This is a genomic window from Parafrankia sp. EAN1pec, assembly GCF_000018005.1.
GTDB classification, from domain to species: domain Bacteria; phylum Actinomycetota; class Actinomycetes; order Frankiales; family Frankiaceae; genus Parafrankia; species Parafrankia soli.
Genome location: NC_009921.1, coordinates 4,325,769 through 4,339,530, shown reverse-complemented (window position 1 = coordinate 4,339,530; position 13,762 = coordinate 4,325,769). Strand labels below are relative to the sequence as shown.

At 71.6% G+C, this 13,762-nt stretch carries 13 protein-coding genes; 5 read left to right on the top strand and 8 right to left on the bottom strand.

Annotated features, from left to right (window positions below):
• Positions 1–3 precede the first annotated feature (3 nt).
• Positions 4–822: a DNA-formamidopyrimidine glycosylase family protein gene (locus FRANEAN1_RS17720; protein ID WP_020461196.1), complete on the bottom strand. Its 819-nt coding sequence runs from the start codon at positions 820–822 to the stop codon at positions 4–6.
• Positions 823–985: 163 nt separating this feature from the next.
• Between FRANEAN1_RS17720 and FRANEAN1_RS17715 the strand changes: the two genes are divergently transcribed.
• Positions 986–1,246: a hypothetical protein gene (locus FRANEAN1_RS17715; RefSeq protein WP_049795696.1), complete on the top strand. Its 261-nt coding sequence runs from the start codon at positions 986–988 to the stop codon at positions 1,244–1,246.
• Positions 1,247–1,274: 28 nt separating this feature from the next.
• Here FRANEAN1_RS17715 and FRANEAN1_RS17710 read toward each other — a convergent pair whose 3' ends face one another.
• Positions 1,275–2,951 (bottom strand): DHA2 family efflux MFS transporter permease subunit, encoded by a 1,677-nt coding sequence (locus tag FRANEAN1_RS17710; protein ID WP_020461194.1) that lies wholly within the window; start codon positions 2,949–2,951, stop codon positions 1,275–1,277.
• 150 nt (positions 2,952–3,101) lie between these two features.
• On the opposite strand from FRANEAN1_RS17710, the gene FRANEAN1_RS17705 reads away from it, so the two are divergent.
• A complete protein-coding gene (locus FRANEAN1_RS17705; RefSeq protein ID WP_020461193.1) occupies positions 3,102–3,575 on the top strand; it encodes a MarR family transcriptional regulator in 474 nt (157 codons plus the stop codon).
• On the opposite strand, the gene FRANEAN1_RS17700 is transcribed toward FRANEAN1_RS17705, so the two are convergent.
• The 4 genes from FRANEAN1_RS17700 to FRANEAN1_RS17685 all read right to left on the bottom strand — a co-directional run bounded on the left by FRANEAN1_RS17700 (position 3,486) and on the right by FRANEAN1_RS17685 (position 7,945).
• Positions 3,486–4,334, bottom strand: a complete 849-nt coding sequence (locus FRANEAN1_RS17700; protein ID WP_020461192.1) for an NUDIX hydrolase — start codon at positions 4,332–4,334, stop codon at positions 3,486–3,488. The two genes, FRANEAN1_RS17705 and FRANEAN1_RS17700, sit on opposite strands and share 90 nt — an antisense overlap.
• A 206-nt stretch (positions 4,335–4,540) precedes the next feature.
• Complete coding sequence (locus FRANEAN1_RS17695) at positions 4,541–5,686, bottom strand: thiolase family protein (RefSeq protein WP_020461191.1); 1,146 nt, start codon at positions 5,684–5,686, stop codon at positions 4,541–4,543.
• Between the two features lie 174 nt (positions 5,687–5,860).
• Positions 5,861–6,652 (bottom strand): dienelactone hydrolase family protein, encoded by a 792-nt coding sequence (locus FRANEAN1_RS17690; protein ID WP_020461190.1) that lies wholly within the window; start codon positions 6,650–6,652, stop codon positions 5,861–5,863.
• A 42-nt stretch (positions 6,653–6,694) separates the two neighbouring features.
• A complete protein-coding gene (locus FRANEAN1_RS17685; RefSeq protein ID WP_020461189.1) occupies positions 6,695–7,945 on the bottom strand; it encodes a cytochrome P450 in 1,251 nt (416 codons plus the stop codon).
• A gap of 639 nt (positions 7,946–8,584) precedes the next feature.
• Between FRANEAN1_RS17685 and FRANEAN1_RS43580 the strand changes: the two genes are divergently transcribed.
• Positions 8,585–8,917, top strand: coding sequence for a cytochrome P450 (locus tag FRANEAN1_RS43580; RefSeq protein ID WP_347177185.1), 333 nt, complete (start codon positions 8,585–8,587; stop codon positions 8,915–8,917).
• A 13-nt stretch (positions 8,918–8,930) separates the two neighbouring features.
• On the opposite strand, the gene FRANEAN1_RS17675 is transcribed toward FRANEAN1_RS43580, so the two are convergent.
• Positions 8,931–9,827: an SDR family oxidoreductase gene (locus FRANEAN1_RS17675; RefSeq protein WP_020461188.1), complete on the bottom strand. Its 897-nt coding sequence runs from the start codon at positions 9,825–9,827 to the stop codon at positions 8,931–8,933.
• A gap of 103 nt (positions 9,828–9,930) precedes the next feature.
• Between FRANEAN1_RS17675 and FRANEAN1_RS17670 the strand changes: the two genes are divergently transcribed.
• Complete coding sequence (locus FRANEAN1_RS17670; RefSeq protein WP_020461187.1) at positions 9,931–10,497, top strand: TetR family transcriptional regulator; 567 nt, start codon at positions 9,931–9,933, stop codon at positions 10,495–10,497.
• Positions 10,498–10,594: 97 nt separating this feature from the next.
• On the opposite strand, the gene FRANEAN1_RS17665 is transcribed toward FRANEAN1_RS17670, so the two are convergent.
• Positions 10,595–12,148, bottom strand: a complete 1,554-nt coding sequence (locus FRANEAN1_RS17665) for an MFS transporter (RefSeq protein ID WP_020461186.1) — start codon at positions 12,146–12,148, stop codon at positions 10,595–10,597.
• Positions 12,149–12,382: 234 nt separating this feature from the next.
• On the opposite strand from FRANEAN1_RS17665, the gene FRANEAN1_RS17660 reads away from it, so the two are divergent.
• Entirely contained in the window at positions 12,383–13,669 is a 1,287-nt protein-coding gene (locus FRANEAN1_RS17660; protein ID WP_020461185.1) for a DUF1214 domain-containing protein, read from the top strand.
• Positions 13,670–13,762: the final 93 nt, after the last annotated feature.

Genomic DNA, 13,762 nt, shown 5'->3' with positions numbered 1-13,762 from the left:
CGCTCAGCCCGGAACGGGTGGCTGGCAGGCGGGGCACCAGAACAGGTTGCGGCCGGCCAGCTGCACCGTGCGCACCTCGGCGGCGCAGATCAGGCAGGGCTGGCCCGTCCTGCGGTACACGTAGACCTCTCCCCCGTGATCGTCGACGCGCGGCGGGCGGCCCATCGCCTCCGGGGTGTGCGCGGGGCGCACGGTGTCGATCCGGCCCGTCCGCACCCCGTCTGCCATCAGCGTGACCAGGTCGGCCCAGATCGCCGCCCACTGGTCGCGGGCCAGCTCCCGGCCCGGCAGCAGCGGGTGGATCCCGGCGCGGAACAGCACCTCGGCCCGGTAGATGTTCCCCGGCCCGGCGACGACCTTCTGGTCCAGCAGGAGCACGGCGATCGGGGTGCGGCTGCGCTCGATCCGGCGCCAGGCCAGCGCCGGATCGGCGTCGGCACGCAGCGGATCGGGGCCCAGCCGGTCACGCAGCACCTTCACCTCGCCGGGTGCCAGCAGCTCGCAGGCATTGGGACCGCGCAGGTCGGCGTACCCGGTGTCGGCCGTGAGCCGCAGCCGGACGGCTCCCGTCGGCACGGGCGCCGGGCCGGGACCGAGTGCGTAGGTGCCATAGATACCCAGGTGGATGTGGAGGATCTGTTCGTCGCCGAACTCCAGCAGCAGGTGCTTGCCGTGCGCCTCAGCCTCGGCCAGCACCTGCCCGTCCAGCATGCGCGCGCCGTCGACGAACCGGCCTTGCGGGCTCGACACGGTCACCGGCCGGCCACGGAACATCCGCTGGTGGACGGCGGCCAACCTGTGCACAGTGTGACCTTCGGGCATAGTCGGGCGAGCATACCGATCCGCCCCGACTCCGATTGATCGCCATCCTGAGCGGGCCCGTCCTTGACGACGGCCGTCCTTCAGGTGGGCCGTCCAGACACCGGCCGCCACCGCGCCTACCGGCCGACAACGGGCGAGGCGGGGGATGTGGAGGCTGCCGACGATGCCGCACCGTGCCGGCGTCCGATTCCTGGTCGCCCGCGGACAGCACCGACGCCGTCCCCGGAAGACCGAGCTGGAACGGCTCGCCGCCGCCTGGCGGACCAAGTGGGACGGCCGCTGGACGTTCGCGGTGGCCGAGGACAGCTTCCACCACGAGGACGGCGGCCTGGCACTCGTCTTCGCGGTCCGGCCAAGGAAGGTACTCGCCTTCGGCAAGGGCACCTTCGCCCACACCCGGCATGTCTTCACCGAGAGCCACTGACGCTTTCACGGCCGAGTTGCCGCCACCGTCACACGGCTGGATCAGGTGCCGGAGTGCCGACCGGGACGTGCTCTCCCTCCGCGGCCGGCTCGTCCTCCCCATCCCCGGCATGCCCGTCGGGGGCGGCGGTGGGCTTCGGGGCATGGCGGGGCAGGAAAATGCTGGACACGAGACCGAGCACGGTCAGGCCGACGACCCACCAGAACGTGGCGCCGAAGGCATGAGCGATCTTGTCCGCGACCGTCGCGGGCAGGTCCGTTCCTTCGGATGCGTTCAGCATGCCGCCGCCCGAGCCGGGGAGCCGGCTGGTGATCCCGTGCTGTAGCTCCACCGCGAGCAGGGCGGTGGCTATGGAGCCACCGACCCGCTGCAGGATGTTGAGCGTCGTGGTGGCCCGCGGCACAGCGGCGGGCCGGAGCGTCACGTAGGCGGCGCTCATCGCCGGCATCATCGAGGCGCCGAAGCCCAGGCCGCGCACGAACAGCAGCGCCCCGAGCGCGACCGTGTTGGTGTGCGCGTCGACCTGCGTGAAGGCGACCGTGCCGAGCAGGCAGACGGCCATCCCGACCGGTACGACGTAGCCGGCTCCGCGGCGGTCGGCGATCCGCCCGGCGATCGGCATGCCTATCATCGCGCCCACCCCCTGCGGGACGAGCGACAGGCCGGCGGCAAGCGCGCTCTGCCCGCGGGCGACCTGGAAGTACAGCGGCAGCAGGAACATCCCGCCGAACAGGCCGGCGCCGACCATGAACGTGGTGACCCCGGCGACGGTGAAGGTGCGGTCGCCGAACAGACGGAGATCGAGCAGCGCGCCCTCGCGACGCAGGGCGTGCACGACGAAGGCCACCAGCGCGACCACTCCGGCGGCGGTGCTGATCTGGACCCTCAGTGCTCCGAAGCCGTCCCCCGAACCGGCTTCGGACAGGCCGTAGACGAGCGCCGCGAGGCCGGGCGAGATCAGCAGCAGACCGGGGACGTCGAGCCGGTGGTGCGACTGCCCGCGGTCGTCGCGCGGCAGCACCCGCCATGACGCGACCAGTGCTACCGCGCCGATCGGCAGGTTGACGAAGAAGATCCAGCGCCAGTCGAGGTTGTCGACGAGCAGACCGCCGATGACCGGGCCCAGGATCGGGGCGACCAGCGCAGGCACACCGACGATGTTCATGACGCGGCCGATTCGCTGCGGGCCGGCGGCGCTGGCCAGCAGGGTCATGCAGATCGGCATGATCATTCCGCCGCCGAGGCCCTGGAGCACCCGGAAGACGATCAGACTGCCGGCCGACCAGGCGGCGCCGCACAGCGCGCTGCCGGCCAGGAACAGCACCAGCGAGATGTTCCACATCCGGGTCGCGCCGAACCGCTCGACCGACCAGCCGGTCAGCGGGATGACGACGGCGAGTGCCAGCAGGTAGCCGGTGGACACCCAGGAGATCGTCGACAGCGAGGCGTCGAAGTCCCGCCCGAGGGTGTTGATGGCTACGGCCACGATCGTCGTGTCGAGGATGGCCATGATCGCGCCGAGGGTGACCGTGAGCGCGAGGCGGCGCAACGCCGGATCGACCTCAGTGGCATTGATCTCGGTGGCAGCGATCTCGGTGGCAGCGGGCTCGGTGGCAGCGGGCTCGGCGGCGTCGGGCTCGGCGGCGTCGACCGGCGCGAGGGCTTCGACGGGCTCCGCCCCCGCTTCGTGCGCTTGATCGGACACATGGACTCCCGGAGCGATCCGACGGACGGTCACCGGCTCCGCCGGTGGCCTGGTCGAGACCCAGCATCCGTCGATAGTTGAGGTCTGTCAAATATATAGTGGGAACAACTAAAGCTTTACCGCCTGCCGCCGACCAGGTACCGTCAAGGAGTGATCGAATCGGCCGCGGGAGAGGCTTGGCGCGCCATGCAGGCCCTGGTCATGGGCGGCGAGGGGCACAACCGGCTGCACCAGATCTGCCAGGAGGTCGAGCTCACCCCGGCCGCCCTCAAGATGCTGCTGGTGCTGTCCTCCGGGGCGCGGCCCATGCGCGACCTGGTCAGCGCGTTCCGCTTCGACCCGTCCTACCTGACGAGTGTGGTGGACACCCTGGAGCGCCGTGGCCTGGCCCGGCGCGAGCCCCACCCGACCGACCGGCGGGCCAAGACGGTCACGGTCACCGACGAGGGCCGGCTGGTGGTGTCACGGGCCCAGGAGCTCATGGCCGTCCCGCCAGCGTCGTTCGGCGTCCTCTCCCCCGCGGAGCAGGAGCAGCTACTCGGCCTGCTCCTGCGCGTCCTCGACGCCGAACCCGACATCCCCGCCGCGATGCGCCCCCAGCCGTTCGCGGCCAGGAGCGACTGACCGCGGGGCGATGGCCGTCGGTGCCGCGTACCGGTGGACGATCGGCTCCAGGTAGTCCGCCCAGGGCCCGCCGAGAGCCGCCAGATCGGCGCGGGAGCGGACAAGGGCGATCCGGTCCAGTTCGGGATCGCGGCCCAGCGCTGTCTCCGAGGACACGAGGGCGTCGAACCGTTCGCGCAATGGGGACGCCGGTCTGCGCGGGGCGAGGAACAGGACACCGAGGTCGCCGCACTCCCCGCGTAGGACCAGCCACAGCGGCAGGGCACGGAGGGGCACGTCGATGCCGGTCTCCTCGACCAGTTCCCGAGCGGCATGCCGGCGCAGCGCGGCCACGTCGAGGGGCTCCAGGTCATCGGGCGGTTCGACCGATCCACCCGGCAGCTGCCAGCGACCAGGAGCAGCCGTCCACGACGCCATCCGCCCTATCAGCAGGCACCCGTCGTCGGTCGGCTGCACGACGCTGACGAACAGGGATGACAGCCGCGAGCTCGCACCCGGGACCTGACGCAGGGCGCGAAAACGGTAGGTCGTCCTTGCCCAGGTGAGCACCAGGCTGTGCGGCCCGTCCCAGTCCAGTCCGGCGCACGCCACCACCGGTCCGTCGAACAGGCTGGGGTTGGCCTCAACCGCCTCGGCCCACACCTGGTCCATGGCCAGCCGGTCCGCGGCCGACATCCGGGGCGGGGCGGCCTCGACCAGGCGGAGCCGGTGAACCTCCAGGAGTTCAACGCCGGGAGGCCGCGAGGACGGTTCGCTCACCGGCTCATGCTGGCACGGCGACAACGAGCCGCAACTGGATCACCGGCGCAGCCGCCGGGCGCCCGAGCTGTCAGGTGTCCGCGCCGTCGGTTTCCAAGCTGCCAGGTGTCCTGGCTGCCGGTGTCCGAGCTGTCGCGGCCGGGCTGTCGCGGCCGGGCTGGCAGACGCCGGCCCGGCCGCGACGGGTCGATCAGAGCAGCTCGAGGTCAGAGCAGCTCGAGGATGGTGGCGTTCGCCTGGCCGCCGCCCTCGCACATGGTCTGCAGGCCGTAGCGGATCCCGTTGTCGCGCATGTGGTAGATCAGGGTGGTCATGAGCCGGGTGCCGGAGCCGCCGAGCGGGTGGCCGAGGGCGATCGCGCCGCCGTTCGGGTTCAGGGCCTTCGGGTCGGCGCCGATGTCGGCCAGCCAGGCCAGGGGCACGGAGGCGAACGCCTCGTTGACCTCGAAGGCACCGATGTCGTCGAGCTTCAGGCCGGACTTCGCCAGCACCTTCTGGGTGGCGGGGATCGGCGCGGTCAGCATGATCACCGGGTCGGTGCCAGCGAGGACGGCGGTGTGCACCCGGGCGATCGGGCACAGGCCCAGCTCGGCGGCCTTCTCACTGGTCGTCATCAGCAGTGCCGACGAGCCGTCGGAGATCTGGGACGAGTTCGCCGCTGTGATCACGCCGTCCGGCTTGAAAGCCGTCCGGAGCCCGGCGAGGCCCTCGACCGTGCCGCCGCGGCGGATGCCCTCGTCCTTGCTGGCCACGGTGCCGTCGGTCAGGGTGACCGGGATGATCTGCTCGTCGAAGCGGCCGTCGTCCTGCGCCGCCGCCGCCCGCTCGTGGGAGAGCAGCGCGAACTCGTCGAGCTGGGTCCGCGACAGGCCCCAGCGCTCCGCGATCATCTCGGCGCCGATGCCCTGGTCCGGGAAGGCGCCGTTGTAGCGGGCCAGGTACCGCTCGCCGAAGGGGACCTTGTCCATCAGGGAGGAGCCCATCGGCACCCGGGACATCGACTCGACGCCGCCGGCGACGACCACGTCGTACTGCCCCGCGATCAGCCCGGCGGCGGCGAAGTGCACCGCCTGCTGGCCCGAGCCGCACTGGCGGTCGACGGTCACGCCGGTGACGGTCTCCGGCCAGCCGGCACCGAGCGCGGCGTTGCGGGCGATGTCGAAGGTCTGCTCGCCCACCTGGCCGACACAGCCCCACACCACGTCGTCCACCAGAGCCGGATCGACGCCGGCCCGCTCGGCGAGGCTCGCCAGCACGTGCGCCGAAAGATCCGTCGGATGCACACCCGACAGGGAACCATTGCGCTTGCCGGTCGGCGTGCGGAGGGCCTCCACGATCACCGCGTCACGCATGACAGTCGCTCCTCACAATCGGTACAACTACTCGCCGGGTTCTCACCGAGGATCCCGCGCTGAAGATCATGGCCGCCGTATTACCGTCGGCGCCCACCACCCGTACAGGATCCGCCACCCGTCTGGTGCGCGCGACCATGACGGCGAACCGTTGGGAAGTAAACGTACACTTTCTTACTGTCCGCGGCCATCCTCCGCCGGGCCGCGCCGAGCATCGTCGTCGTCCTGAACGCCTGGCTGGCACGGGGTAATCCGGGTACCGAGCTCCTCCTCGAACAGGTCGACCATCGCACGCCACGACCGCTCGGCGGCCCGCCCGTCGTACCGGATCCCGGGGCGGGTGCCGTCGAAGGCCGGGTTCGTGAACCCGTGGGCAACTCCCCCGTGCAGGATCATCCGCCAGTCGACCCCCGCGACGCACATCTCCCGTTCGAACGCGAGACGTTGCTCGAGCGGGACGAACGGGTCCTCGGTACCGACACACACCAGAACACGGCCGGTGACGTTCACGGCGTCCCCCGGCCGAGGCGTGGCGAGACCGGCGTGAAACGCGACGACCGCCTTGAGGTCCTCCCCGTCCCGGGCGAGGTCCAGGGCGAGGGTGCCGCCCATGCAGAAGCCGACGGCCGCCACCCTGGCCGGGTCCGCCGCCTCGTGGGAACGCAGGACGTCGAGCCCGGCCCGGCCGATCGCCCGTGCCCGCGCGGGGTCGGCGCTCAGCTCGGCGAAGCGGGGGCCGAGGTCCGCGGGCGGTAACTCCCTGCCCCCGCCGTAACAGTCGAGGGCGAACGCCACGCAGCCGAGCCCGGCCACCCGCCGCGTCCAGTCCCTGACCTCGTCGCCGAGCCCCGTGCCCCCGTGGCAGAGCAGCACCGCCGGGCGGGGGCCGGACACCGTGTCGTCCAAAGCCAGCGCGCCGACCAGCCGCAGGCCCTCGTACGTGTACTCGATGTCGGCCGTGTACATGCGCCCTCCAGCTCTCGCCCGGCGCCCCGACGTCCGGCCGGGTCAGGTCTGTTCGCCGTCCGGACCAGCATCCTGGCCAACTTCGTGCGCCGCCGGGGTGAGATCCCGGGAGCAGGTCACCGTCGCGCCGCGCAGCTCGTAGCTCATCAGCCCGTCGCACCAGGTCATGTCCGGGGTGCGCGCGAGCCGGAGGTCGGGCAGGCGCATCAGCCGGTCCAGGAACACGCGGGTCTCGTTGATCGCCACCTGCGCGCCGGGGCAGCGGTGGCTGCCGTCACCGAAGCTCATGTAGGAGCCGACCGCCTTCAGCCGCCGGGCCCGGTCCGGGTCGAGTGCGTGCGGGCACTCCCCGACCGTCTCCGGGTCGACGTTCGCGGCCCGGATGCTCACGGCGAGCAGCTCGCCCTCCTTGACGGAGCCCACCCCGAGGTCGGAGTCCTGGGTCGCGCGCCGATGCAGCATGGCGGCGACCGGCTCGAGGCGCAGGATCTCCTCGATGATCGCGGTCTGGTCGGCCTCACCGCCCGCCGTGAACCGGGCGCGGAGCTCGTCGTTGTCGAACAGGTGCCAGGCCACCATCACGATGAACTCACGGGTGGTCACCATCCCGGCGACCGCGTAGGTCATGCACTCGATGAGGATCGCCTTGTCGGGGTAGCCCTCGTCGATCAGGTGCGAGATGACGTCGTCCCGCCGCTCCCGCCGCCGCGACCTGATCGCGGGACGCACGTCCCGCAGGAAGAACCGCATCGCGTGGACGGCGGTCAACGCCTGGGCCCCGACGCGGATCACGGGATGCATCCCCCGCAGCCGGGTGCCGAGCAGGGTCGCCTGGATGCGCCGCGCCATCGCGACCTGGTTGCTGTCCGTCAGGCCGACGATCTCCGCCGCCACGGCGACGGCGAGCTGGTAGCTCAGCTCGTCGAGCTGCCCGCCGCCCTTCGCCCGTAACCGGGCGAGGAGCTCGTCGGACGTCCGCTCCATGACCAGGCGGTGGCGGGTGCTGATGGCCTTGGGGGTGAAGAAGCGCGCGATCGCCGTCCGCCGCCGCCGGTGCTCCTCGCCGTCGAGGAAGAAGACCGGGCCGTGCTCGTCGCCGCCCACCTTCACCTGCTCGGAGCCGGCTCCGGCCTGCAGCATCGTCGCACTGCGCAGGATGGCCCGGCCGAAGTCGAAGCTGCCGACGACGCGCGCCCCGGCATCGGCGCGCACCCGCTGCGCGGCGAGCGCCGCCGACTTGCGGTCGTCACGAGTCGGGTCCATCGGGCACTTGGGAAGTTCGGTAGTCGTCACAGCCGGCTCCAGACGGTCACGAAGAGGGGCCGAGGACACGAACGCGCGGATCACGATGGATGGCAGGGCCGGGCCCGCGGCGCTCGCGTCTCGTCAGGCGCAGCGTAGCCCATTTCATGCACGGAGTCTTGCATGAATTTGGGACGCCCTTCGGCCCGGCAGCCCGATGCTCCGCGTGTCCGGGGGACCGATACCTGATCGGTCGATTCGAGGCCCTTATGCGAGACGAACGGCCGGCCGGCCGCGGCCACAATGGCCATCGAGTTCCGCCGGGCCGAAAACCCCGTGGGGATTCGCACGCGTAGACGAGGAGCCGCATGACCACCGTCCCGGCCCCGGACCCGGCCAGCGAGCTGCGCCCGCCACCGCTGGAAGCCTCGGCGCCGCTGGAAGCCTCGCCACCGTCGGACGCCCTGCCGACGCCGCTGCGCGTGATATGCCGCCTGCTCGGCATTCCGGCCGCGGACGAGCCGATATTCGGCGCCTGGGCGGAGGCGCTGATCCGCGGTATCGACCCGGACTTCCTGCTCACGCCGGACGACATCGCCGACCGCCGCCAGGCGCAACGGGAGGCGGAACCCCGACCAGCTGGCGCTCCTGCGCGCGGACCCCGGCCTCGTCCCCACCGCCGTGGACGAGATGCTGCGACACGAGGCCCCGGTGCAGTTCCTCCCGCGGACGGCCCTGCGCGACACCGAGATCGGCGGGCGGACGTTCCGCCGCGGCGAGGGGGCGCTCGTGCTCGTCGGCTCGGCCCACCGCGACCCGGTGGTCTTCGCCGACCCGGACCGCTTCCTCGTCACCCGCTGTGCCGGCTCCGCGGCCGGCACAGCAGCCGGCTCAGCGCCGGTCGCCCGCCACTTCGGGTTCGGGCTGGGCATCCATTACTGCCTCGGCGCGACGCTGGCCCGGATGGAAACGGAGAGCACCATCCGCGGGCTGCGGGAACTCCCCGTCCGGCTCACCGCGTGACAGACCGGAAGGATCAGCTGGACGTCTGGAAGTAGTGGCCCTGGTCGAGGTCCTCGACGAGGCCCTGCCGGGTCGGCTTCCAGCTCAGCAGCTCGCTGGTCAGGTGGTTGGAGGCGGGGCAGTCCGCCGCGAGGAACGGGGCGAGCCAGCCGAAGTGGTCGCCGGCCCGCTCGGCGGGCACGGAGACCACCGGGACGCCGAGGCCGCGGCCGATCGCCTCGGCGACGGCGCGGATGGGCACGCCCTCCTCCGCGACGGCATGCAGCACCGAGCCGGCGGGGGCGCCGTCCACGGCGAGGCTGACTAGGTGCGCGGCGTCGAGGCGGTGGACCGCCGGCCACCGGTTCTCGCCGTCGCCGATGTAGCCGGAGACACCGCGTTCCCGGGCGATCCCGACCAGGACGGCGACGAAGCCGTGATCGCCGGCGCCGTGGACCGTCGGGGCGAAACGCACGACCGAGGACCGCACGCCTCGCTCCGCGTACGCCAGCGCCGCATGCGCACTGGCGATCCGCGGGTGGACGCTCGGGTCGGCGCTGTCCCGCTCCGTTCCGACCCGCCCGACCGCGAGCCCGAGCGTGCCCGAGGCGATGAGGAGCGGGCGACCGCTGCCCTCGAGCGCCGCGCCGAGCGCTTCGATCGCCTGCAGGTCGGTCCGCGCCGCCTGCGCGATGCGGGAGAAGTCGTGGACGTAGGCGAGGTGGACGACTCCGTCGGACCCGGCCGCGCCGGCACGCAGGCTGTCGGGGTCGCCGAGACCGCCGCGCAGCACCTCGGCGCCGAGCGCGCTCACGGTGGCCGCGGCGGTGTCTGAGCGGGCGAGGCCGACGACCTGGTGGCCGGCGTCGCGGAGTTCGGGGATGACAGCCGAGCCGATCCACCCGGATGCGCCGGTGACGAAGATGCGCATGAGGACCTCCAGAGGGCCGTCCGCCGCGGGGGCGGACGTGATGTCATTTGATGACATGACCCTAGCAGGTCATGTCAGCGTGTGTCATCACTAGAATCGTCGCATGGGGCGATGGGAGCCGAACGCGAGAGGCCGGCTCAGCGAGGCGGCGATGGAGCTCTACGTCGAGCGCGGCTTCGAGCAGACGACCGTCGCCGAGATCGCCCAGCGGGCGGGGCTCACGGCCCGGACGTTCTTCCGCTACTTCGCAGACAAGCGCGAGGTGCTCTTCGCCGGCTCGACCATCCTGGAGGAGCACCTGATCGCCGCGCTCGAGAGCACCCCCGCCTCCGCGTCGCCGATGGAGGCCGTCGCGGCCGCCCTCGACGCGGCGGCGACGATGCTCGGCCAGCGGCGCGAGTTCTCCCGGCGGCGCCAGTCCGTCATCGCCGCCAACGCGGAGCTGCGTGAACGCGAACTGATCAAAATGGCGTCGCTGTCCGGTGCCCTCGCCGCGGGTCTGCGCCGGCGCGGCGTCGCCGACTCGGACGCCAGCCTGGCCGCGGAGGCGGGGATCGCCGTCTTCCGGGTGGCGTTCGAGCGTTGGGTCGGCGAGCCGACCGACCGGGGCCTGACGACGATCATGCGCGAGTCGCTGGAACAGTTGAAGGCCCTCACAGCTGCCAGCTGACGGGGCGAGGCACGGCCGGCGCCTCGCCGCGCTCACCCACCGTGATCTCGCTGCCAGGATTCCCGTTATTCCGGGGGCCGGCGGTCACCGGCCCCGGTCAGCGGGCGGAGACGGCTGCCGTCTCCGGCTCGGCCGTCCGCGGCGACGACGGGCGGGGCGCCGGGAGAACGACGTCCGGCTTCAGGGCCACGTCGGGCTTCGAGGCGACGTCCGGTGTCGGGGCCAGGCGGCCGGGAATGGCGATGGCGACCAGGCAGGCGACGAGGGCGGCGCTGGCGCCGATCAGGAATCCGATGTGCATACCGGCGAGGGACGGCACCTGGGTCGAGCCGAAGGTGACGGTCATGTTCGCCAGGACCACACCGATCACCGCGCTCGCGGTGGACGTCCCGATGGAGCGCATGAGGGTGTTGAGACCGTTCGCCGAGGCGCCCTCCGAGGCCGGGACGGCCTGCATGATCAGGGTGGGCATGGCGGCGTAGGCCAGGCCGACACCGGCGCTGGTCACGACGCTGACGAGCAGGACTCCCAGCGGGCTGCCGGTGAGACCGATGGCGAGGAAGTAGCCGGCCGAGATCACGGCCGAGCCGGCGAGGAGCGCCACCTTCGGGCCGCGCACCGTGATCAGCCGGCCGGCGATGGGCGAGACGGCCATCATGACGATTCCGGCGGGGGCCATCCACAGGCCGGTGGCGAGCAGCGACTGGCCGAGCCCGTGCCCGGTGGCCTTCGGCAGCTGCAGCAGCTGCGGGCCGATCAGCGACATCGTGTACATCGCGAAGCCGAGCATGACCGAGGCGAGGTTCGTCAGCAGCACCGGGCGCCGGATGGTGGTGCGCAGGTCCACGAGGGGCGCCTCGACGCGGGTCTCCCACCAGGCCCAGGCGACGAGGAGCGCGGCCGCCGTTCCGCCCAGGCCGAGGGTGGTGGTGCTGGTCCAGCCCCAGGTGCTTCCCTTCGACACGGCGAGCAGCAGCGCGACGAGCCCTCCGGAGAGCAGGATCGCCCCCGGCAGGTCGAACCGGCCCGTGCCGCGCACCGGCGACTCGGGAACGACCCGCCACACCAGGACCATCAGCAGGGCGACCGCCACGGTCGAGCCCCAGAACAGCACGTGCCAGTTCGTCTGCTGGGCGACCGCGGCGGCGAGCGGCAGGCCCAGGGCGCCACCGATCCCGAGCGAGGAGCTCATCAGCGCCATGGCGGGGATCAGCCGCTTCGCCGGCAGCAGGTCACGCATGATGCTGATGCCCAGCGGGATGATCGCCAGCCCGAGGCCCTGCATCGCCCGGCCGACGACCATCGGCACCAGAGTGTCGCTCAGGGCACAGACCAGGGAGCCGCAGCCCAGCACGAACCCGGAGACGAGCAGCATGCGCCGCTTGCCGAAGAGGTCGCCGAGCCGCCCGAACACCGGGTTCGCGACCGACGCGGCGAGCAGGGTCGCCGTGATGGCCCACGATGCGTCCGCCGCGTGCGTGTGCAGCAGCGACGGCAGCACCGGGATCAGCGGCACCATCAGGGTCTGCATCATCGCGACGACGATGCCCACGGCGCCCAGGACGGCGATGATCGCGTTGACGGGCAGTGCGCCGTCCGCGCGGTGGCCGGTGGCCGAGCCGCGGTGGCCGGTGTTCTCGATGGAGGCCATGCCTCCTCCCAACATTCGTTGCACGATACAAATATATGTATCATGCATATGAAGCGAATGTCAGTGCACGACCGGGCGGCGTCGGTCACACTCCGCCCAGCAACGCCTCGCCCCATCGGCCCGGGAGCCGCCGGGCGTTGCGGTCCACCCACATTGGGGGCATTATACTGTCACTAAATATTCCCAATCGGGATAGGTGGCATATATGGAAAGCACCCGACAGGAGTCGTCACCATGACATTCGCCGGTGACCCGAACACTCGACCGGTGCTCGCGACGCCCGCGCAGATCCTCGCCGAGGAGACCCTCCTCCAGCTGCTCGACGGCCCTGCCCTGAAGAACGTGCGAGCGGAGCTTTACGCCGAGCTGGCGGCGACACCCAGGGGGCAGTCGAAGTCGGGCGCGGCCACCCTTGACGAGGCGATGTCGCAGTGGACGAATTCGCTCGTCATGGCCGAGATCGGGAACTTTCTGCCGACCCCCGCGCCGGTGTGGGGAACGGATGACACGCCGCGTGAATGGCTCGGCCACACGCTTCCCGGTGTCGGAACCTCGGGAGACAATCCCGACGCGCTCTACCGCACCACCTTCCTCGAGGGAGACCGGCGCTACGAGGTCGTCGGCCAGTTCGACCTGGCGCGGCGGCCCGCGCAGCTCAACATCGAGCTGCACCGGGGGAACAAGGTCAGCCCCCCGCCGATCGATCTCGACAAGTCGGACCTGACGCCGCTCGCCAGCATCACCGACCGTGATCTGCAGATCGCCGCCGACGGGTCGTTCCGCATCACCATCGGCCCGGAACCGGAGAGCCCGGTGCACCTGCTGTCGGCTCCGGGCAGGCTGACCCTCGGTTCCCGCGACATGCTCGCCGACTGGGATCAGCGCCCGTGCCGCATGGAGCTGCGCCCGCTCGACGACGTGCCGCCCGGCACCTTCGATCCCGAGGAGATCGGGAAGGCCGCCAGCCGCGACCTTGCGCCCTACGTCCGCTTCTGGGCGAAGTTCCCGGAACTCTGGTTCGGCGGCCTCAAGGGCAACAAGATCACGCCTGCTCAGGGCCGCAACGGCAGCATGGCGGGCTTCATGGCGGCGCTCAGCTGGGACCTCGCCGCGGACCAGGCCATCATCGTCACCACCGATCCGATCGGTGCCGCCTACACCGGCTTCCAGATGATGGACCCCTGGATGATCAGCGCGAACGGCAAGAAGGCCCAGGTTTCCCTCAACCGTGGCCAGACCGCGCCGAATCCGGACGGCACCTTCACCTTCGTGCTGTCACACGAGGACCCCGGCGTCGCCAACTGGCTCGACACGACCGGTCTCGACGAAGGACTCGGGCTGATCCGGTGGCAGGCCGCGCCGGCCGGCGCAACGATCGACACGAGCACCCTCGTGCGCGAGTTCAAGGTCGTCTCGCTCTCCGAGGTGGACGCGTTGCCAGATCTCCCCCGCGTCACGCCCGAGCAGCGCGCGGCGCAGCTGGCCGCGCGGGTCGAGGGATACAACAAACGGACCCTGTAAGGGCCGTGAATCCCGCCGGCCGGATTCGGCTTCCCACACATCCGGACCGCGGTATCCGGAATGCGGGCGCCGCCGCCGGCCGGTGCCGGGGGC

What these genes read in the sequence shown, in the direction of transcription:
- FRANEAN1_RS17670 (WP_020461187.1), top strand. Translation starts at nt 9,931, where the DNA reads ATGGGGCGATGGGAGCCGAACGCGAGAGGCCGGCTCAGCGAGGCGGCG.
- FRANEAN1_RS17720 (WP_020461196.1), bottom strand. Translation starts at nt 822, where the DNA reads ATGCCCGAAGGTCACACTGTGCACAGGTTGGCCGCCGTCCACCAGCGG.
- FRANEAN1_RS17675 (WP_020461188.1), bottom strand. Translation starts at nt 9,827, where the DNA reads ATGCGCATCTTCGTCACCGGCGCATCCGGGTGGATCGGCTCGGCTGTC.
- FRANEAN1_RS17665 (WP_020461186.1), bottom strand. Translation starts at nt 12,148, where the DNA reads ATGGCCTCCATCGAGAACACCGGCCACCGCGGCTCGGCCACCGGCCAC.
- FRANEAN1_RS17715 (WP_049795696.1), top strand. Translation starts at nt 986, where the DNA reads ATGCCGCACCGTGCCGGCGTCCGATTCCTGGTCGCCCGCGGACAGCAC.
- FRANEAN1_RS17660 (WP_020461185.1), top strand. Translation starts at nt 12,383, where the DNA reads ATGACATTCGCCGGTGACCCGAACACTCGACCGGTGCTCGCGACGCCC.
- FRANEAN1_RS43580 (WP_347177185.1), top strand. Translation starts at nt 8,585, where the DNA reads ATGCTGCGACACGAGGCCCCGGTGCAGTTCCTCCCGCGGACGGCCCTG.
- FRANEAN1_RS17690 (WP_020461190.1), bottom strand. Translation starts at nt 6,652, where the DNA reads ATGTACACGGCCGACATCGAGTACACGTACGAGGGCCTGCGGCTGGTC.
- FRANEAN1_RS17695 (WP_020461191.1), bottom strand. Translation starts at nt 5,686, where the DNA reads ATGCGTGACGCGGTGATCGTGGAGGCCCTCCGCACGCCGACCGGCAAG.